This is a genomic window from Niveispirillum sp. GW835-FHT14G11, assembly GCF_058793615.1.
On record NZ_JBXAFZ010000003.1, the window covers coordinates 22,588 to 42,977 of the forward strand.

The 20,390-nt window shown below is 65.7% G+C and carries 15 protein-coding genes; 12 read left to right on the plus strand and 3 right to left on the minus strand.

From position 1 onward, the window contains the following. Positions 1–249 precede the first annotated feature (249 nt). The 7 genes from AC1Q7F_RS06415 to AC1Q7F_RS06445 all read left to right on the plus strand — a co-directional run bounded on the left by AC1Q7F_RS06415 (position 250) and on the right by AC1Q7F_RS06445 (position 9,425). Complete coding sequence (locus tag AC1Q7F_RS06415) at positions 250–2,646, plus strand: response regulator (protein WP_492504951.1); 2,397 nt, start codon at positions 250–252, stop codon at positions 2,644–2,646. Positions 2,647–2,709: 63 nt separating this feature from the next. Further along, on the plus strand, positions 2,710–3,111 hold the full coding sequence (locus AC1Q7F_RS06420; protein WP_492504953.1) for a response regulator: 402 nt from the start codon (positions 2,710–2,712) through the stop codon (positions 3,109–3,111). Beyond that, positions 3,108–3,557 carry a GNAT family N-acetyltransferase gene (locus tag AC1Q7F_RS06425; RefSeq protein ID WP_492504955.1) on the plus strand — a complete coding sequence of 150 codons (450 nt, stop codon included), beginning with the start codon at positions 3,108–3,110 and terminating at the stop codon, positions 3,555–3,557. The genes AC1Q7F_RS06420 and AC1Q7F_RS06425 overlap by 4 nt, the downstream gene beginning before the upstream one ends. Before the next feature lie 68 nt (positions 3,558–3,625). After that, a complete protein-coding gene (locus tag AC1Q7F_RS06430) occupies positions 3,626–6,781 on the plus strand; it encodes a hybrid sensor histidine kinase/response regulator (protein ID WP_492504957.1) in 3,156 nt (1,051 codons plus the stop codon). An 8-nt stretch (positions 6,782–6,789) separates the two neighbouring features. Continuing rightward, entirely contained in the window at positions 6,790–7,194 is a 405-nt protein-coding gene (locus AC1Q7F_RS06435; protein ID WP_492504959.1) for a response regulator transcription factor, read from the plus strand. Positions 7,195–7,290: 96 nt separating this feature from the next. Then, the gene (locus AC1Q7F_RS06440; RefSeq protein ID WP_492504961.1) at positions 7,291–8,466 is read left to right on the plus strand and encodes a PQQ-dependent sugar dehydrogenase; all 1,176 of its coding nucleotides are present in this window, start codon (positions 7,291–7,293) and stop codon (positions 8,464–8,466) included. Between the two features lie 272 nt (positions 8,467–8,738). Next, positions 8,739–9,425: a class I SAM-dependent methyltransferase gene (locus AC1Q7F_RS06445; protein WP_492504963.1), complete on the plus strand. Its 687-nt coding sequence runs from the start codon at positions 8,739–8,741 to the stop codon at positions 9,423–9,425. A gap of 109 nt (positions 9,426–9,534) precedes the next feature. Here AC1Q7F_RS06445 and AC1Q7F_RS06450 read toward each other — a convergent pair whose 3' ends face one another. Then, on the minus strand, positions 9,535–11,733 hold the full coding sequence (locus AC1Q7F_RS06450) for a xanthine dehydrogenase family protein molybdopterin-binding subunit (RefSeq protein ID WP_492504965.1): 2,199 nt from the start codon (positions 11,731–11,733) through the stop codon (positions 9,535–9,537). Positions 11,734–11,753: 20 nt separating this feature from the next. Then, the gene (locus tag AC1Q7F_RS06455; RefSeq protein WP_492504967.1) at positions 11,754–12,200 is read right to left on the minus strand and encodes a (2Fe-2S)-binding protein; all 447 of its coding nucleotides are present in this window, start codon (positions 12,198–12,200) and stop codon (positions 11,754–11,756) included. A gap of 187 nt (positions 12,201–12,387) precedes the next feature. Between AC1Q7F_RS06455 and AC1Q7F_RS06460 the strand changes: the two genes are divergently transcribed. The 4 genes from AC1Q7F_RS06460 (at position 12,388) to AC1Q7F_RS06475 (ending at position 16,282) form a co-directional block, all read left to right on the plus strand. Further along, complete coding sequence (locus AC1Q7F_RS06460; protein WP_492504969.1) at positions 12,388–13,794, plus strand: sigma-54-dependent transcriptional regulator; 1,407 nt, start codon at positions 12,388–12,390, stop codon at positions 13,792–13,794. After that, entirely contained in the window at positions 13,784–15,148 is a 1,365-nt protein-coding gene (locus AC1Q7F_RS06465) for a sensor histidine kinase (RefSeq protein ID WP_492504971.1), read from the plus strand. Before AC1Q7F_RS06460 ends, AC1Q7F_RS06465 begins: the two co-directional genes overlap by 11 nt. Positions 15,149–15,243: 95 nt before the next feature. After that, positions 15,244–15,855, plus strand: a complete 612-nt coding sequence (locus AC1Q7F_RS06470) for a LysE family translocator (protein ID WP_492504972.1) — start codon at positions 15,244–15,246, stop codon at positions 15,853–15,855. Between the two features lie 124 nt (positions 15,856–15,979). Next, entirely contained in the window at positions 15,980–16,282 is a 303-nt protein-coding gene (locus AC1Q7F_RS06475; RefSeq protein ID WP_492504974.1) for an SCP2 sterol-binding domain-containing protein, read from the plus strand. Between the two features lie 10 nt (positions 16,283–16,292). On the opposite strand, the gene AC1Q7F_RS06480 is transcribed toward AC1Q7F_RS06475, so the two are convergent. Next, positions 16,293–18,839, minus strand: coding sequence for a M10 family metallopeptidase C-terminal domain-containing protein (locus tag AC1Q7F_RS06480; RefSeq protein ID WP_492504975.1), 2,547 nt, complete (start codon positions 18,837–18,839; stop codon positions 16,293–16,295). A 221-nt stretch (positions 18,840–19,060) separates the two neighbouring features. Here AC1Q7F_RS06480 and pyrC point away from each other — a divergent pair, with 221 nt between their 5' ends. Further along, complete coding sequence (gene pyrC / locus AC1Q7F_RS06485; RefSeq protein WP_492504977.1) at positions 19,061–20,353, plus strand: dihydroorotase; 1,293 nt, start codon at positions 19,061–19,063, stop codon at positions 20,351–20,353. The last annotated feature ends 37 nt before the right edge of the window (positions 20,354–20,390 follow it).

Consider the following 20,390-nt stretch of genomic DNA (forward strand, 5'->3'; position numbering starts at 1 on the left):
GCAAGCTTTCAAGACCGCTGCCTTAAACCACTCGGCCACACTTCCTTCTTCCGGGCCAACGCCTAGCCCAAACGCGCGTCAGGGGCAAGTCCTCTGAAGCGTTCGCGTGGGAAATGGACACGAGAGCCTTGATATGCTTACCCTGGGATGCGGGTCGGACGCATTGACGCAAGACGGATGGTTAATGTTGCGTTTACAGTTCGCCCCGCGCAGTGCGCCCGCATGAATGACAGGGAAGGTCGTGCTTTCATGGGTGGGGATGATGCCGATGACCTGTTCGCCCCCGAAGAGGGCGAGGTGCCGGCCGGTGCGCCCGCCGGGCTGAACGGCCTTGCCGCCGTCGAACCGCCCCCCCCGCCCCCCTGGCCCGTCCTGGTCGTCGATGATGACGAGGAGGTGCACATCATGACGCGGCTGGTCCTGTCCAAGCTGCGCTACAAGGACCGGCCGCTGGAACTGCTGACCGCCCGGTCGGGGATAGAGGCCGACGCCATCTTCCGCCAGCGCGACGACATCGCCGTGGCGCTGCTGGATATCGTGATGGAAACCGACGATGCCGGCCTGCGGCTGGCGCGGCGTATCCGTGAGGAACATGCCAACAGCGACACCCGCCTGATCCTGCGCACCGGCCAGCCGGGGCAGGCGCCGGTGCGTGACGTCATCGTCAATTACGACATCAACGACTACAAGTCGAAGACCGAACTGACGTCGGAAAAGCTGTTCATCACCATCATCACCGGCCTGCGCTCCTACGACAATATCCGCAGCGCGCGTATGGCGGAGAGCGCATCCAAGCTGAAATCCAGCTTCCTGGCCGCCATGAGCCATGAAATCCGCACGCCGATGAACGGGGTGCTGGGCATGCTGGAACTGCTGGGCCATAGCAACCTGGATGGCGACCAGCGCGACATGCTGCTGACGGCACAGGAATCGGCCGGCGCCCTGCTGCGCATCATCGACGACATCCTGGATTTCTCCAAGATCGAGGCCGGGCGCATGGATATCGACCGGCATCCGGTCGATCTGGGTACGGTGATCGAGGGGGTGGCCGACACCCTGGCCCCGGCGGCACGCAAGAAGGGCCTGTCCTTCGACATCCATATCGATCCGGCCATTCCCGACGCGCTGATGGGTGATCCGGTGCGGCTGCGCCAGATCCTGTTCAACCTGACGGGCAACGCCATCAAGTTCACTGAACATGGTGGGATCACCGTTCGGGCCGAACGGCATCCGGACCCCTCACCCGGCACGGCACGGGTGCGGGTGGCCATCACCGACACCGGCATCGGCATCGGGCCGGACCAGCAGGCCAAGCTGTTCCAGCCCTTCGCCCAGGCGGAGATTTCCACCAGCCGCCGTTTCGGCGGCACGGGCCTGGGCCTGTCAATCAGCCGGCGGCTGATCGACCTGATGAAGGGCCATATCGGGCTGGACAGCGTGGCCGGCCACGGTTCCACCTTCTGGTTCACCCTGGACCTGGACATCACCGGTACCGAAACGGCCGATTCGGCCACCGGCGCCGACATTGCCGGCCTGAAAGTGTCCCTGGACGTCGCGGAACCGGAACTGGCACAGACCGTCGGCGCCTATCTGGTCAAGGCCGGTTGCGTGCCGGTGGCGGCGGATGATCCGACCGCTGCCATCATCATCTGCGCCGGACGCAGCGGGGCCGATTGGCCCATACCGGACAGCACATTACCGGCCGTGCTGATCGCCGACGCGGACTCGCGCCGCCCGGCGGAGATGCCAGCCGGCACCCAACTGGTGGCACGGCCAGTGCGCCGCGCGGCCCTGCTGCGCGCCGTGGCACTGGCCGCCGGCCGCGCCGTGGGTACCACCAGCGCCCAGCCCGCCCCCCGCGCCGCCACCCATGCGCCCACGCCGGAGGAAGCGGCGGCTACGGGCCGTCTGATCCTGGTGGCGGAGGATCAGCGGGTGAACCAGATGGTCATCCGCCGGCAGCTGGCCATCCTGGGCTTCGCGGCGGAGGTGCATCCAGACGGGGCGGCTGCCCTGGCCGCCTGGCGCCCCGGCGCCCACGGAATGCTGCTGACCGACTGCAACATGCCGGAGATGGACGGGTACGAACTGACGGCCGCCATTCGGGCGCAGGAGGCGGCGCAAGGCCTGCCGCGCCTGCCGATCGTCGCCCTGACCGCCAATGCCATGGCCGGCGAGGATCAGCGCTGCATCAATGCCGGCATGGATGATTTCCTGGCCAAGCCCCTGGACCTGGCCCATCTGGAACGCTGCCTGGGTCGCTGGCTGGGCGCGCCCCCGGCTGTCAAAGCGGCTGCGACTGCGGCGGAACCGGCGACGGTCCTTTTCGATCCCAGCATGACCATCGACCTGTTTGGCGGGCTGGAGGGGGAAGCGCGCGGCTTCCTTGAGGAATTCACTGATTCCCTGCGCAGCCTGGGCCAGGAGGCGGAGGCCGCCTTCGCCGCTGATGACATGGACATCGCGCGGGCCCGCGTGCATGCCCTGGCCGGTGTGGCCAAGAATGGCGGTTCCCCCGCCCTGGGCGCCCTGGCGGACACGGTGGAGAAGGCGATCAAGGCCGGCCAGCATGCGGATGCGCGCATGAGTGCCTTGAAAATACCCGGCATGATTGATCGGGTGGTTGCCGCCATCGACGCTCTGTAGTCAACTGTCTGCGGCCCTGGTCGCAAGACCCGGACCGCATGCGCGTCGATGGGGAAGTTTGCGATGGCGGCCTATACCAGCTTCAGTCGGATGAACGCCCTGATCGTGGAGGATCAGGCATTCATCCGCACCGTCGTGGCCCGCATCCTGAAGCAGCTGGAATTCAACCAGATCTGGGAAGCGGATGAGGGCACGGGCGGCCTGACCCTGGCCTTGGAGCGCAAGCCCGACATCATCATCTGCGATATCGAAATGGCGCCCATGGACGGGCTGACCTTCCTGCAGCAGTTGCGGCAGAGGGAGGATCTGGGACGGCGCACGCCGGTGGTTTTCCTGACCAACCATGCCCAGAAGGACATGGTGCTGAAGGCCAAGGATCTGGGCGTCAACGCCTTCATCGCCAAGCCGGTGACCGTCGTCGGTCTGCGCGACAAGCTGGCCGTGCTGCTGAGCAGCCGGCGTTGAACGGGTTCACCTTCACCTGGCAGGGATTCGGCGATTTCGACATTGCCGGGCTCTACGCCATGCTGCGTTTTCGCCAGGACGTGTTCATCGTGGAGCAGCATTCGCCCTATCCCGACCTGGACGGGCTGGACCCCGACTGCCACCATCTGCTGGTGCGCGATGCGGCTGGCACCCTGATCGCCTATCTGCGGGCGCGCGGTGCGGTGGGCGACAGCCCCGCCTTCATCGGCCGCATCGTGGTGGGTCCCGCCGGACGCGGCACCGGCCTTGGTCGCCGGCTGGTGGCAGAGGGGCTGTCCTTCATGGACCGAACCTATCCCGGCCAACCGATCGAGATCGGCGCACAGCAGCATCTGGCGGATTTCTATGCCGGCTTCGGCTTCGTTACGGAAGGCGAGCCCTATGATGATGGCGGCATTCCGCACGTGACCATGGGACGGCGCTGACGTTCGGTTGAAATCCAGCAACAAGTGTGGTCCGTTCACTATCCAAGATAGCGAATGGAGCACTGATCGTGCGGATAACAGTGCGGCACCTGCTGTTTTACCGCCACCTTCTATTCTATGTGGCGGCCATCACGGCCGTGATCACCTTCCTATGGCTGCAGGTGGCCGAGGCCAACCAGCGCCTGGAGGAACAGCGCCAGACGGCGCGCGTGGACGTGGCACGGCGCGTGGAACAGGCCGTGGGCACCGCGCTGGATTTCCTGGAACTGATGCATGCGCAGATGGAGGAAGGGCTGGTCCGGGCCGTACCGGGCGCCCCGCCCTCGCCGCTGCGTGACGCCATGGGGGAGGATGCGGACGGTGCCTATCGCCTGGAAATCCCGCCCCCGCCCTATGACAAGGACATGGTGGGCAACCTGACGGGGTTGGGCGGACTGAAGAACCGCGGGGCGGATTTCGAGGCGGAGGTGGAGGCGGCGCTGTCCCTGCACACCGCTTTTGCCCAGGCACAGCGGCGCCTGCCCAACATCCCCTGGGTCTATTACATCTCCGCCAACCGGTTCGAATTCGTCTATCCCTGGATATCGTCGGCCGAGTTGCATTTCGCCGACGCGGATCTGGAGATGGAATATTTCCAGGCCTCCCTGCCCGCCAACAACCCGTCGGGCGAGTTGTTCTTTTCCAAACTGTACGAGGATGATGGCGGCAAGGGCATGATGGCGACCATCGGCATGCCGGTCTATCGCGGTGACCGGCACCTGGGCGTGGTCGCGCTCGACATGACGGTGGGCTACCTCTCTTCGCTCCTGGACGGGTTCCCGGCCAGGTTCGGTGCCCTGGTGCTGGTGGCACCCGACGGACAGGTGCTGGGCCGGTCGGGCGGTGAGGGCCGGCGCCATCCGCCGGACGGCGCCATGCAGGCCGCGATCAAGGAGACCATCGGCCGCGACGGGCCGATGCGCCTGGAAAAGGATGGCTGGACCTTCACCAGCCATGTCCTGCGCAAATCCCCCTGGCGCATGGTCATGGCCCAGGACGGGGCCGGGCATCTGCAATCCGTGGCGCGGGAAAGCACGCCGCCCATCCTGGTGGCGCTGATGCTGCTGGGCCTGATCGGCGGCATGGAGTTCCGCCGCCGCACGGGTGCCCGCATCCGCCGCCAATCAAAGGACCTGGCCGCCACCAACCTGGACCTGGCACGTGCGCGTGACGAGGCGGAGCAGGCCACCCGCGCCAAATCCACCTTCCTGGCCACCATGAGCCACGAGATCCGCACGCCGATGAACGGCGTGCTGGCCATGGCGGAAATGGTGGCCGACACGCCCCTGAACGAGGATCAGCAGGGCATGGTCAAGGTGATCCGCGACAGCGGCGGTGCGCTTCTGACCATCATCAACGACATCCTGGACTTCTCCAAGATCGAGGCGGGGAAGCTGGATATCGAATGGATCGACACCGATATCCTGGCCCTGGCCGAAGGGGTGGGCGACCTGCTGGCCCGGCGGGCGGAGGAGAAGGGGCTGGCCCTGACCATCGATGTCGACCCCGCCCTGCCCCGCCATCTGGTCGCCGATCCCACCCGCCTGCGCCAGGTGCTGCTGAACCTGACCGGCAATGCCATCAAGTTCACCGAGGCCGGCGGCGTCACCGTCCGGCTGCGCCGGCTGGAGGATGCCGGCGACGGCAAGGTCGGCCTGCGGGCGGAGATCGTCGATACCGGCATCGGCCTGACACCCGATCAGCAGGGCAAGCTGTTCCAGCCCTTCGCCCAGGCCGACGGGTCCACGGCCCGCCGCTTTGGCGGCACCGGCCTGGGCCTGTCCATCTGCCGCCGTCTGGTGGAACTGATGGGCGGGGAGATCGGCGTGACGTCAGAGGCCGGCGAGGGATCGACCTTCTGGGTCGAATTACGTCTGGCCGAAGGGGCGGCGGATGAGGACGTGTTGGACGAACCCTCGCTCTGGGGCCTGCGCGTGCTGCTGCTGGGCGGGCTACCGGCGGAGCGCGCTTCCCTGACCCGTATCCTGACCGCACGCGAGGCGGAGGTGGCCGAGACGGGGGACGAGGCGGCGGCACTGGCCACCCTGCGCGCCGCCGCGGATGAGGGCATGGCGTTCCATGCCGTGCTGGTCGATGCCTATCCCGGCGACGGGGTCGGGCTGGACATCGCCCGCCGGCTGGGTCTGGCGGACGGGACCGGCGGGGCCAGGACAGTGCTGGTCGCTCCTGTTTCGCTCGTCTCCACCCTGTCGGAAGCAGGCCGCGCCAAGGGCATCTTCGCCGCCATCCCCAAGCCGGTGCGCCAGGCGCGGCTGGTCAAGGTTGTGGCGGCCTCCGACGGCCGGGCATCGCTGGACGTGACGGCCACCATGGGCAGCAGCGAAACCGTCTGGCAGGCGCCGCAGACGGATGAAGCCGTGGCGGCGGGCGGGTTGGTGCTGGTGGTGGAGGATAATGCCACCAACCAGATCGTCATCCGTCAGGCCATGCGCAAGCTGGGTTTCGCGGCGGAGATCGCGGGCAATGGCGTGGAAGGTCTGGCGGCCTGGCGTACCGGCCGGTTCGGCGTGGTGGTCACCGACTGCCACATGCCGGAGATGGACGGGTATGACATGACCCGCGCCATCCGTATGGATGAGGGTGCCACCGGCGACGGTCGCCATGTGCCCGTCATCGCCCTGTCGGCCGACGCGGTCAGCGACGCCGCCCAGAAATGCCGGAACGCCGGCATGGATGATTACCTGACCAAGCCCATCGAACTGGCCAAGCTGGAAGCCGCCATCCTGCGCTGGGTGCCGGCCACCGGCGCGTTGCGCCAACGGGTCTCTGCCAAGCATGCGCCGCCCGTGGCCGCTGCGACGGCCGCCCCCACCGCACTCCTGACCGACCCCGCCATCTTCGACCCCGCCCGGTTGAAGGAGATGTTCGGACACCTGGACGCCGAAGCCCTGGCCCTGCTGGACGATTTCATGGTCCAGGCGGAGGAGCGGGCGGCAGCGGTGGAGGAAGCCCTGAACCAGGGCGACCTGAAAGCAGCCAAGGACGGATCGCATTCGCTGAAGGGCTCCGCCAACGGCGTGGGTGCTGTGGCCGTGGGCGACCTGTTCGCCCGGATCGAAACGGCGCTGAAGCAGGATGATGAAGGGACCGCGCAGGATTTGCGCTGGCATATCGCCGACGCGTTCGAGGCCCTGCGCCACCAGATACGCATATTGAAAGGCTGAGCAGACCCATGGCGGATGTTGATTTCACCAAGCTGAAGGTGCTGATCGTCGATGATGACCAATTCTATCGCGGCATCCTGAAACGCCTGCTGTTCCAGGCCGGGGTGCGCATGATCGCGGAGGCGGAGAATGGCGAGGCGGCCCTGACCGCCATTACCCGGCTGAAGCCGGACGCCGTGCTGTGTGATATCGAGATGGAGCCGGTGAACGGCATCGAGGTGCTGCGCCGCGTCCGCGCCGTGGACGTGCCCCAGATTGCCACCACCCCCATCGTCATGGTCACCAGCCACGCCACCAGCGACCTGGTGAAACAGGCGGTGGAGTTCCAGGCATCGGGTTATCTGGTGAAGCCGGTGTCGCTGACCGACATCCAGAAGCGGCTGACAGTGGCGATACAGACGCGGACGGTCTGACACCGCCAGACGATGGCACAGTTTGTTACTTGGCAGGCGGGGGCAAAATCCCCACATTGCTGGCAAACCCATGTTTCAATGAAAGAAACCGCGCCCATGTCCGTGATGAAGAACGCCCTGGCCGCCCTTGCCGTCACCCTTTTGGCCGGCACCGCCGCCGTCGCGGCGCCCAAGGAGTTCACCACCTTCCCCGTGCCCAAGGCACGGCACGATGTAAAGGTGACGGTTGTGGCCGAGGGGCTGGATACGCCCTGGGCCATCGCCTTCATGCCGGACGGCCGCATCCTGGTGACAGAGCGCACGGGCAATATCCGCATCATCAAGGATGGCAAACTGCTGCCCGACCCGATCGCCGGCCTGCCGAAGATCGAGGAATTCAAGCAAGGCGGCCTGCTGGACATCGCGCTGGACCCCGACTATGCGAGCAACCGCCACGTTTACCTGTCCTTCATGGAAAAGGCGGTGAAGGGCCCGGACGCCAAGCCGCGCGACCAGGACAAGGGCAACCGCACCGTCATTGCCCGCTTCACCGATAATGGCACCTCCTTCAACGACATGAAGGTGCTGTACAAGGGCTCGCTGGTCGATAGTGGTTTCCATTTCGGCAGCCGTTTCGCCTTCGACCAGGCCGGCCACCTCTATTTCGGCATCGGGGAACGCGGGTCGCAGGATCGGGCGCAGGATCTGCTGGATGCCGCCGGCAAGGTGTTCCGCCTGAACCGCGATGGCAGCGTGCCGGCCGACAACCCGTTCGTCGGCCGCAAGGACGCGCTGCCGGAAATACTCACCTATGGCAACCGCAACCCGCAAGGCCTGGCCACCCAGCCCGGCACCGGCCTGATCTGGGAAAGCGAGCATGGGCCGCAGGGCGGGGATGAGATCAACATCATCCGCCCCGGCACCAATTACGGTTGGCCCGTCATCACCTATGGCAAGACCTATGGTCTGGGCCTGAAGATCGGTGAAGGCACGGAGAAGGAGGGGCTGGCACAGCCCGAGCTTTATTTCGTGCCCTCGCTGGCCCTGGCCGGCATGACCTTCTATGAAGGCGGCGCCCTGCCCTTCTGGCGTGGCGACCTGATCGTCGGCCTGCTGGCCGGCGGTATCGCGCGACTGGATGTGGAGGGAGACAAGGTGGTGGCCACCGAACGGCTGCTGACCGACGAACTGCCCCGCACCCGCGACGTGGCCGTGGGTCCCGACGGTCGCCTCTATGCCCTGATTGAGGCGCCGGGTACCGATGGCAAGCTGGTGCGCATCGACCGGAAGTAAGACCAATTCCCGATGAGCCCCGCTCATCGGGAATTGGTCCGGCGGCGACTGCCGCCGAGCGGCCCATGCCGCGTAGCCAAGCCCACAGATGCGGGCGCTGGCGATTGAGGCCCGCTGATCGGTTACGATCAGCGGGAACGGGCATAAGCATTATTGACGGGGCAAGCGGGGCTGAATAATGTCCGCCCCGCAGTGGCGCTGCTTTCCGGTTGTCCGGACCTAAATCTACGCCCCTTTCCGTACCGGTGAACGGGAGACAGGGGACGCACGCCATGACCGATTCCAACCACGACCAGACCGTTTCCACCAACGAAGCCGGCTATGATCGCTGGTCGCACCTCTATGATGCCTATCCCAATCCGACGGTGGCGGCCGACGACCTGGCCTTTCCGCCCTTCTGGGCGCATCTTTCCGGGCTGGACGTGCTGGAGATCGGCTGCGGCACGGGGCGGCACACGGTAAGGCTGGCCAGGGCGGGCAACCGGGTGACGGGCATCGACCTGTCGCCGGGCATGCTGGCACAGGCGGCACCCAAGCTGGCGGGATGGCCCGTGACGCTGATCCAGGGCGACGTAATGGCGGGGACCGGCATTCCCGGCGGGCCGTTCGATGCGGCGCTCACCGCCCTGGTCATCGAACATATCGGTGACTTGGCCGCGTTCTTCGCACGGATAAAGACGCTGCTGAAGCCCGGCGCCGCCTTCTACATTTGCGAAATCCATCCAGACCGCACAGCCGCCGGCACCTTCGCCCATTTCAAGGATGAGGATGGGCAGGAGGTGGCGCTGGCGGGATATCCGCACAGCGTGGCGGAGGTGGAACAGGCCGCGCAGGCTGCCGGCCTGGCGGTTGAGGAAAGCCGCGACGTGCTGGGTAGTGCCGCCCTGACGGCGTTGAACCCGAAATGGCAACGCCACCAGGGCCAGCCGATGCTGAAGATCTGGGTGCTGCGGGCGTGACCGGCGGCGCTAAATTCTGTCCGGTTTAGGTGGAGCTTTTCTTCTCGCCTTCCCGGCGAAAGCCGGGAAGGCGAATAAAGTTCACCTTCCATCTTGAACCTGACAAACTCTACGCCTGCAGTGCCTCCACCAAGGGCAAATGCCGCAACCGCCTGCCCGTCGCGGCCGACAGGGCGTTGGCCACCGCCGGGAAGGTGGGCGGCAGGCCCGGTTCGCCCACACCACCCAGCGCCTGCCCGGAATTGATGAAATGCACATCGATAACGGGCGGTGCCTCGGAATGGCGCATCAGGCGGTAGGTGTCGAAATTGCGCTGTTCGGTGCGGCCATCCTTTACCGTCACCGCCTCGTACAGCCCGGCCGACAGGGCCATGATCACCCCACCCTCCATCTGGCTGCGCGCACCATCGGGCAGCACCACATCGCCGCAATCCAGCACGGTCGTCACATGGTGGATCTTCGGCTGTCCGTCGGATACCGACGCTTCCACGACATGGGCGGACAGCGATCCAAAGCTGGCGAAGAAGCCGATACCCTGGGCATGGCCCGCCGGCAGCTGCTTCTTGCCCCAGCCCGACTTCTCCGCCACCAGATCGATGACGGCGAGTGCGCGCTTGTTCCCGGCCAGAAGCTGACGGCGGAAGGCGACCGGGTCCTTGCCGGCGGCGGCCGCCAGTTCGTCGATGAAGCATTCCAGGAAGAAGGCATTGTGCGTGGCCCCCACCGCCCGCCAGGGGGCGGCGGTAACCCGCACATGCCGGCGGGCCCAGTCCAGCTTGAAGTTGGGGAGTTTGTAGGGAAGGTTTGACAGATCCTGGACGGAAGAGGTGTCCAGATCCTCCTCCTTCAGGCTGCCGGGCGTGAATTCGGTGCGCATGGAGGGACCGGCGATGCGGATGGCCATGCCCGTCACCTCGCCCTTCGCATCCAGCGATGCCGTCAGGCGGGCCATCTGGGCCGGGCGGTAATAGCCGCGGTCGAACTCATCCTCCCGCCGCCAGAAGAACTTCACCGGCGTGCCCGCCATCTCCTTGGCCACCTGGGCCGCACCGGGGATACCGTCATCCATCAGCCGCCGGCCGAAGCCGCCGCCCAGCAGCAATGTATTGACCGTCACCGCTTCGGCATCGATGCCGATGGTGCCGGCGGCGGTGCGGCGGCACCGGTCCTGCACCTGGGTCGGGGCCCACAGTTCCAGCTTGCCGTCCTTGAACAGGCCCGTGCAGCTCCACACCTCCATCGGGGCATGGCAGATATAGGGCACGCCGTAATCAGCGGTCACCGTCTTGGCAGCTGCCTTGAAGGCGGCAGCCACATCGCCCGTGGATGTCGCCGGAATCGCGTTGCCCGCCCCCAGCCCTTCGCGCATCGCAGCGGCCAGATCGGTGCTGTTGATGCCGTCCTGGGGCGACGGCGCCAGGGTCACGGTGACGGCATCGGCGCCCTTCATGGCGGCCCAGACACTGTCGGCCACCACGGCCACGCCGCCCTGGATCTTCACCACCTTGCTGACGCCCTTGACCTTCAGGGCCGGGGCGGCGTCGAAGCTGGCCACGTCACCGTGGAAGACCGGGTTCAGCCGGGCGCAGGCATAGAGCATGCCGGGCAGGCGGAAATCCATGGAATAGATGGTCTCGCCGCGCGTCTTGGGCGGGATGTCCAGGCGCGGCACGTCCTTTCCCACATAGCGGCGGGTCTTGGGATCACGCAGCACCGGGTTCTCCGGCGGGGTCAGCTTGGCGGCGTCGGCCGCCACTTCCCCGATACCCAGGCTGCGCTTGCTGGGCGCATGCGACAGACGGCCATTGTCCAGGGTAATGCTGACGGGTTCGACCTTCCAACGGTCGGCAGCGGCCTGGACCAGCATGGCGCGGGCCTGGGCCGCCCCCTTGCGCAGATGGTCGTTCCAGCGGCGCACACCCTGGCTACCGCCCGATCCCATGGAGCCGCCCCAGCGATAGGCATCGGCGGGAATGGCCGTCTCCACGCTCACATCCGTGAAATCCACCCCGACTTCATCGGCGATGATGGCGGCATGGGCCGTGTGGGTGCCCTGCCCCATCTCCGTGGTGGGGGAGATGATGACGACCTTGCCGTCCGGCTTCACCACCAGGTGTGCTGTGACCATGCCGGCCCTGGCATTGGCACCGGCAGCAGCGGCCCCCAGCGGCGGCGGGGCCGGTGGCGCGTTCTGTGCGGCGGCCAGCAGCGGCAGGGCAATGGTGACGGCCAACCCGCCCATGCCGGCCAGGATGGCACGGCGTGACAGGTCGGGGTTGAGGGCAATGTCGTGGTTCAGGCTGTCCATGGCTGGTTCCCCTTCCCTGCTTACGACACGCCGGCGGCGCGCTTGATGGCGGCCTTGATGCGCGGATAGGTGCCGCAGCGGCACAGGTTGCCATCCATGGCAGCGTCGATATCGGCATCGGTGGGCTTGGGCGTGTCTTTCAGCAGGGCAGCGGCCGACATGATCTGGCCGGACTGGCAGTAGCCGCATTGCGGTACCTGCATCTCCTCCCACGCCTTTTGCAGGACATGCGTACCGCCCAGCCCTTCGATCGTCGTGACCTTCGATCCGGCCACCGCCTGCAGCGGGATGGAGCAGGAACGGGTGGCGACCCCGTCGACATGGACCGTGCAGGCGCCGCACTGGGCCACGCCGCAGCCGAACTTGGTGCCTGTCAGCCCCACCAGATCGCGGATGGCCCACAGCAGCGGCATGTCCGGATCGGCATCCAGGCGCTGCTGCTTGCCATTGATGGTCAGTTCGATCATCGCCTCAAACCCTTCTGCCAAGGATATTATTTGCCGACAGGATAATGATAACACCGGTGTCAGAGGGCCGGCATTTTGTTTCGGGTCGGTAAATGACATGTCAAAACTTGTCGACCCGCATCCCCCTCGCCATTACCCGGCAAAGACTGTACGTTTCCGGACAGTTCCGTCCCTGCCTTGGTGGATCATGGCCGACCAGCCGCGCGTTCTGATTGTTGACGATGACGAGGATATCCTGGTCGCCGCCCGCCTGATGCTGAAACGCGAAGGCATCCTCTGCCACACCGAAACCCGGCCCGACCGCATCCCGCAATTGCTGAAGGACGGCACCTTCGACGCCGTGTTGCTGGATATGAATTTCGCCATCGGCGCCAATACGGGCCGTGAGGGATTCCAGTGGCTGAAGCGCATCGTGGAGATCGATCCGACCCTGTCGGTGGTGCTGATCACCGCCTATGGCGATGTCGGCACGGCGGTGGAAGCCATGAAGCAGGGGGCCGCCGATTTTGTGCTGAAGCCCTGGCAGAATGAACGGCTGCTGGCCACGCTCTCCTCTGCCCTGAAACTGACCGCCTCCAAACGCGACGCGCTGCAATCGGCCGCCACGGCCAGGGAACTGGCCAGCGCCGCCCTGGACGGCACGCCCAACACCATTGTCGGGTCTGCCCCCGCCATGGCCCGCATCTTCGCCCTGCTGGACCGCGCCGCCCCGACAGAGGCCAATGTCCTGATCCTGGGCGAGAACGGGACGGGCAAGGAAGTGATCGCGCGGGAAATCCACCGCCGGTCCAAGCGCAGTTCGCAAGTGTTCGTATCGGTCGATCTGGGCTCCGTCTCCGAAAGCCTGTTCGAGAGCGAGCTGTTCGGCCACAAGAAGGGCGCCTTCACCGATGCCAAGGAGGATCGGGTCGGCCGTCTGGTCGCCGCCAATGGCGGCACCCTGTTCCTGGACGAAATCGGCAACCTGCCGCTCTACCTGCAATCCAAGCTGCTGTCGGTGCTGGAACAGCGCGTGGTGATCCCCGTGGGCGGCACCAAGCCAGTACCCATCGATGTCCGTCTGGTCAGCGCCACCAACATGCCGCTGGATCAGTTGGGCCGGGAGGATGTGTTCCGCCAGGATCTGCTCTACCGCATCAACACGGTGGAACTGCACCTTCCCCCCTTGCGCGATCGGGCCGACGACATCCCGGCCCTGGTGGAGCATTTCGTCGCCATCTATGCCCGCAAATACAATATGCCTGCCAAGAAAGTAGCGCCGGCAGCATTACCCCGGCTCATGGCCTATCGCTGGCCCGGCAATGTCCGCGCGCTGCGCCATGCGGTGGAACGGGCGATGATCCTGTCGGGTGGCGCGCTGCTGGAGGCGGAAGATTTCTCTCTGCCATCGACCAGCGGCCAGACTCCGGCTCCCACGGCCCCAGTCCCGGCGGCAGGAGCACTGGTGCTGGACACGCTGGACCTGGAGGCGGTGGAACGCGAGGCGATCCGCCGGGCGCTGGCCAAGCATCAGGGCAATATCAGCCACGCCTCCCAGGATCTGGGCATCACCCGCGCCTCCCTCTATCGCCGGATGGAAAAGCATGGGCTATAGGCGGTTCGAGCTGAATGTCACGCTGCGCGTGGCGTTGCTGGCGCTTTCCTCCATGCTGCTGGGCATCATGCTGGTGGAGACGACGTACCGCGCCACCAGCTTCCTGGTGGGTCTGGCCATCCTGGCCCAGGTAGGCGGGCTGCTGCGCGCCGTCACGAAGACCAACCGCGAGGTGGCGCGGTTCCTGGGTGCCATCGCCCATTCCGATTTCAGCCAGACCTTCCGCCAGCCGGATCAGGGATCGGCTTTTGACGAGCTGGGGGCCTCCATCACCCAGGTGATGGACAAGTTCCGCGCCAGCCGTGCCAATTCCGAAAAGCAGGCGGATTACCTGAACGCCATGCTGAACCAGGTGCCCGTGGCGCTGGCCGCGGTGTATGAGGATAACCGCGTCGAACTGTTGAACAATTTCGCCCACCGGCTGCTGGGGCCGGAGGAGCTGAGCCGGCGGACGACGGATGGGCAGCTGATCGCCGACGCCCTGCGCGGGCTGGCGCCCGGTACCCGCACCCTGATCAGGGTGGCCGCGGGCAGCACGGGCGGGCCACAGCAGCTGACCGTCACGGCCACCCGCCTGATCCTGGGCGGCGAGTCCCGCCTGCTGCTGTCCTTGCAGAACATCGCCGGTGACCTGGAGGCGACGGAGGTCCGTGCCTGGCAGGATCTGGTGCGGGTCCTGACGCATGAGATGATGAATTCCCTGACCCCCATTTCGTCGCTGACCCGCACGGCGCAGGGGGTTCTGGCCGACCTGAAGCAGAAGGTGGCGGGCAAGCCGGAACTGGTGGACGAGATGCAGGACGCGGAAATGGCCATCGACACCGTGGCCCGCCGGTCCAACAGCCTGCTACGCTTCGTGGAGCGCTATCGTCAGTTCACGTCGGTGCCCAAGCCGCAATTGTCGCGCATCAAGATGAAGGACATCACCGAGCGCCTGCAGCGCCTGATGGCCCCGGCCACGCAAAGCCACTGCGTCACCATGGAGGTGCTGGTGCTGCCGCCGCAGTTGGAACTGCTGGCCGATGCCGACATGGTGGAACAGGTGCTGATCAACCTGCTGAAGAATGCGGTGGAGGCCATGCGTGACATGGGCGAGGGGCGCGAGGGCGGCCACCGCATCCGCCTGACCGCGCACCTGGACGAGGGCGGGCACGTCGTCGTCAATGTCGCCGACAATGGGCCCGGCATCCCGTCCGACGTGGCGGAAAAGATCTTTATCCCCTTCTACACCACCAAACGCGAAGGGTCGGGCGTGGGCCTGTCGCTGGCCCGTCAGGTGATGTTGGCCCATGGCGGTTCCATCAACCTGACACCGGACCCCGATGGCGGGTCGGTATTCACGCTGCGGTTCTGATCAAACACATGGCCGCCCTGTCATTGATGGCACGTGCACCCCAATTGATCCGTGGTAGGATGGGTTTGTCTTCACACCCCCGCCGGTGACACTCCATGAATCTGACCGCCTTTCTGATCTTCGTCGGCATCTATGCCGTCGCCGTCGCCTCCCCCGGTCCTGGCGTGGCCGCCGTGGTGGCCCGTGCCATGGGGACAGGCACGCGCCGCACCCTGCCCTTCATCGCGGGCATCGTGCTGGGCGACCTGACCTGGTTCGCGCTGGTGGTGGGCGGGCTGGCCGTGCTGGCGCAGAGCTTCCAGATCATCTTCACCATCATCAAATATGCCGGTGCCGCCTATCTGCTCTACATGGCGTGGAAACTGTGGCGCGCCCCGGCCCGGGGGATCGAGGAACAGCCGCAGGTGAAGGGTGAGGGCTTCCGGCTGGTGCTGGGCGGGCTGGGCCTGACCCTGGGCAATCCCAAGACCATGGTGTTCTTCCTGGCCATCCTGCCGCAGGTCATCTCGATCTCCGCCATGACGCCGGTGGTCATCGCCGAACTGTGCTTTGTCATGGTGGTGGTGCTGAGCGCGATCATGACGGGCTATGCGATGCTGGCCGACAGCGCCCGGCGCTTCATCGCCACGCCGGAGCGTATGCGAGCCGTCAACCGTGCCACGGGCGGGGTGATGGCCGGCGTCGCCGTGGCCGTCGCTGCCCGCTAAAGCCCCCCTATCCTTCTGCGAAGGCCGGCGATGCCCCGCATCCCGGCCTTTTGCTTGTCTGGATGGCGCGGATACGATATATTCCGCTTACGTAAACGTCATATTCAAGAATGTTGAGGACGCGATGACCATCGACCAGATCGAAGCCCAGATGAAGGCCCGTGCCCTGAATTTCGTGGGCCTGGGTGCTTTGGTGAAGTTCGACCTGGGCGGCGGCGATGCCGTGTTCATCGATGGCCGCAAGACCCCGCCCGTAGTGTCGCGCGAGGGTGTGGCCCCCGACACGACCCTGACCATCTCCGGGGAGAACCTGACCAAGCTGGCCGAGGGCAAGCTGGCCCCGACGCTGGCCTTCATGACCGGCAAGCTGAAGGTCAGCGGCAACATGGGCATTGCCATGAAGCTGTCCAATATGCTGGAGGATTGATCCCCAGCGGCTACATCATCCAATAGTCGTCGGACAGGATATCCGCCTGTCCGACGATGGTGGCCGCCGCCTCAGCAGGCGCCGCCGCGGCCACGGCAGCGATCTTGTCCGTGACCACGGACACGGTAATGCGATAGTTGCGGGCGCTGGCACTAAAGGCGGCCAGCTCCAGATAGACGTCCTCCGCCTCCTGCGTGAAGAACTGCATCGTCACGGACGGATAGCGGCCGTAATCGAAATCCACGATGACATTGTCCTGCCCGCGCAGGCTCAGTTCCGCGAGCGTGGTCGAACTGTTGCCCGACTGGTTCAGGAATTCCAGCACCACCTTGTAGTTGGTGAAAGCCTCCCCCCGGAACAGGAACCAGTCGCTGTCGCTGGTGCCGGCGAAGGCGTCCGTCGTGGCCGTGCCCACCACCAGCCGGTGATTGGTCTGGTCGGTCCCGAACGGCGTGCTGGCCGTGCGGTTGCCGGCCAGATAGGTCCTGGTGGCCTGGACCTGCCAGTCATCGCCGGTGATGTTGTTGCTCATCGCATAGGCGGTGACATCGAAGGATGTCGTGGCACGCCCTTCCGCAAAACCGTTGGTCAGGTAATGGCGGGTCAATGCGGCCACATCATAACCCAGCACACCGACCAGGTCCGGGTTCGACCCGGCATAATCATAGGCATTGAAACTCTGATAGGATCGCCCCTCCGCCGCCCCATTGCTGAAATAGTGGCTGTAGGCCGCATCCAGATTATAGCCGAAGACGCGGACCAGGTCGGGGTTAGATGCCAGATACTGGGCCGCATCGAACCGCACCTCCCGATATTCCTTCACCCCGTAATTCAGGTAATGCGACAGGCCGGCGGACGCGTTCATGCCGAAGGCGGCGCGCAGGTCGGCGTATGAGGCGATGTAGGCCAGCCCGTTGAAGGTGATCGACGCCCCTGCGGCAAACCCGTTCTGCACGAAATCCAGCATGCCGCCCACGGCGCTGACACCGATGCTGTCGATGCGGCCCGTGTCGCTGGCGATATAGGACAGCCCGTCGAAACCGCCCAGCGGCCGGCCTTCCTTATAGCCATAGGTGATATAATGGCGGGTGGCCGCCCCGAAATCCAGGCCGAAGGCGGCGATCAGATCCTTGTTGCTGGCCAGATAGTCCAGCGGGTTGAAACTGTCCAGGCTGCGCCCCTCATTCTGCCCGAATGTCAGCCAATGCGTCTTGCCCGCCTCCGGGTCGGCCCCGAAGGCGGTGATCAGATCAGGGTTGGAGGCGACATAGAGCAGCCCGTTGAAATCCAGGGCCGCCACCTGTTCCCGGCTCAGCGTCTGGCCGGCCCCGGCGGTAAAGACGAAGCTTTCGACATTGCTGACCAGCAGGCTTCCCGTCGGGCCCTTCAGGGTCAGGGTGCCGTCGGCATTGGCGATGGTGCGATAGACATCGCTGCCGCCCAGCAGGCGCAGCGTATCGGTGCCGGCCCCACCATCGACACTGTCATTGCCGCCACCAGCCAGGATGATCAGATCGTCGCCCGTTCCCGTAACGATGCGGTTGGCCAGACCATTGTCGCGCACGGTGTCGGTGCCCGCCCCGGTGGTCACGTCAGCGATATAGGTGGCAAAGGCGATGGACAGGTTGCGGGTCAGGCCCGCCGCATCGGAAAAGGAACCGGGCCGCAGATCGACATTCGACGTGGCCGTGAAGCCCGACAGATCGAGCACATTGCGCCCGCCACCGTCCCAGATGGTGACCACGGGCTGGGTGTTTACCGTGAAATCCAGGACGCTGCGCCCGGCCGTGCTGTTGAAGCCATAGACCGTGTCGCCGCTGCGGGTGGCATAGTTGCGGCCATAAAAATCCTGCACGGCCAGCACATCGTAGATCAGGGGCGTGGCCGCATATTTGCGGCCATGGCTGGCGCCCGTCTCCGAGGCGGAGAAATAGGACATGATGGTGTATTGCCGGCTGTCCTGCATGAAATCAGCGTTACTGGCGTAGGTGACCTCATCACTGCCATCGTCGGACGCGTTGTAATCACCTGGATGCAGCAGGCCCAGCGCGTGCCCGATCTCATGCAGCAGGGCGGAGAAATCGTAATTGCCCGGCGTGCGGCCACCCCATGTATCGGTGGCCCCGTCGAAATTCACCCAGACCGGACGGGTGCCGCCCGAGGTGAAGGCAAAGCCCCACACCCCCTCCCCGATCGTGTCGGAATTGGAAAAGGTGATCTGTCCCTGCCGGGCCGACGCGGTGGCATTCTCCGAAAAGCGCAGATTTGCCACGTCCGACCAGAGTTCCAGGGCCAGGCGAACCGATTCCTTCTGTGCGTCGGTGAAGGCATTGAAGCCGGTATAGTCGGAACCGTTGCTGCCCGCCGGTCTGGTCGTGGGAAAGCTGAAACCGATGGTCTGATAAGGGGCCCAGGCACCGCCATCGGCATCCTGCAGGCGTTCGATGAAATCGGCGTCCGACAGCACGGGCTTGCCGCCCGCCGCTGCGGCATTGGCCGCCAGTTCGGCCGTGGTGACGGCGTGGGTTACCTCGGGCCTGCCGCACAGAACGCACATGATGTTCCACACCCCGGAAAGACGCGCCTGTATTTCAGCCTACCAGATGCCGGCGACGCGGTGACAGCAGAGCATAAGGATGGCCCATCGCTTATCACGGTCCATCCCGCGCGGCACCAGCGGCCGCCATTATTATTTCAACCAACGTCCGCGAAATCAGCAAGCCGCGCCGCACCCGCCTCTGGTAAAGAACCCCGACGCCGCCAGGGAGACGACCCGCCATGACCCAGCCCGTGCTTTACCGCAATGCCCGTCTGATCGACCCGGCCAGCGGATTGGACCAGGTGGGCCACCTTTTGACGGTGGGGGAGGAGATCGCGGCCCTGGGCCCCGATGCCGAATCCCACGGCATGCCGGACGGCACGGAAATCGTCGATGCCAGCGGCCTGATCCTGGCCCCCGGTCTGGTCGATCTGCGCGCCCAGGTGGGGGAACCGGGGCTGGAGCATAACGAGACCCTGCTGACCGCCAGCCGCAGTGCCGCGGCCGGCGGCATCACCGCCCTGGCGGCCCTGCCCAATACCGACCCCGTCATCGATGACGAGGCCGGGCTGGAATTCATCGCGCGGCGCGCGCGTGAGGTGAAGCTGGTCAAAATCTTCGCCTATGGCACCGTCACGCGGGAAACGGCGGGCAAGGAGATCGCGGAGATCGGCCTGCTGGCCGAGGCCGGCGCGGTGGGTTTCACCGATGGGGGGCCCATCGCCGACCCGGCCCTGATGCGCCGTGCGCTGGCCTATGCCGGCGGCTTCGGCCAGACCATCTTCCAGCATCCCAGCGAGCCGCGTCTGGCCGGCGGGGTGATGAATGCCGGCGAGTTGGCCACCCGCCTGGGCCTGGCCGGCATTCCCGGCATGGCGGAGGTGATCATGCTGGAGCGCGACCTGCGCCTGGTGGAGATGACGGGCGGGCGCTATCACGCCGCCAACATCTCCACGGCCGAATCCGTCGCCGTCATCCGCCGGGCCAAGCAGCGCGGGCTGAAAATCACCTGCGATACGGCCCCGCCCTATTTCGCGCTGACCGAAACCGATGTCGGCGATTACCGCACCTTCTTCAAGCTGTCGCCGCCCTTGCGGGGCGAAATGGATCGCCGCGCTATCATCGAGGGACTGGCCGACGGCACCATCGACGCCATCACCTCCGACCACCAGCCCCATGACCAGGACAGCAAGCGCGTACCCTTCGCGCAAGCCGCCTTTGGTGCGGTCGGTCTGGAAACGCTGCTGCCGTTGACCCTGGAGCTGGTGCACAAGGGTGCCCTGCCCCTGCCCCGTGCCCTGGCAGCCGTGACGTCTGTGCCCGCTTCCATCCTGGGTCTGGGTAAGCTGGGCCGACTGACGGTCGGTGGTCCGGCCGATCTGGTGCTGTTCGATGCCGACCGTCCCTGGTGCGTGGAGGCCGAAAAACTGGCATCCAAGTCCAAGAACAGCTGCTTCGACCGCCGCCCCGTACAGGGCATGGTCTTGCGCACGGTCGTGGATGGGCGCACGGTGTTCGCCCGTACCGTGTAACGACCGCCTCTGCCGCGCCAACCAAGAAGAAACGACC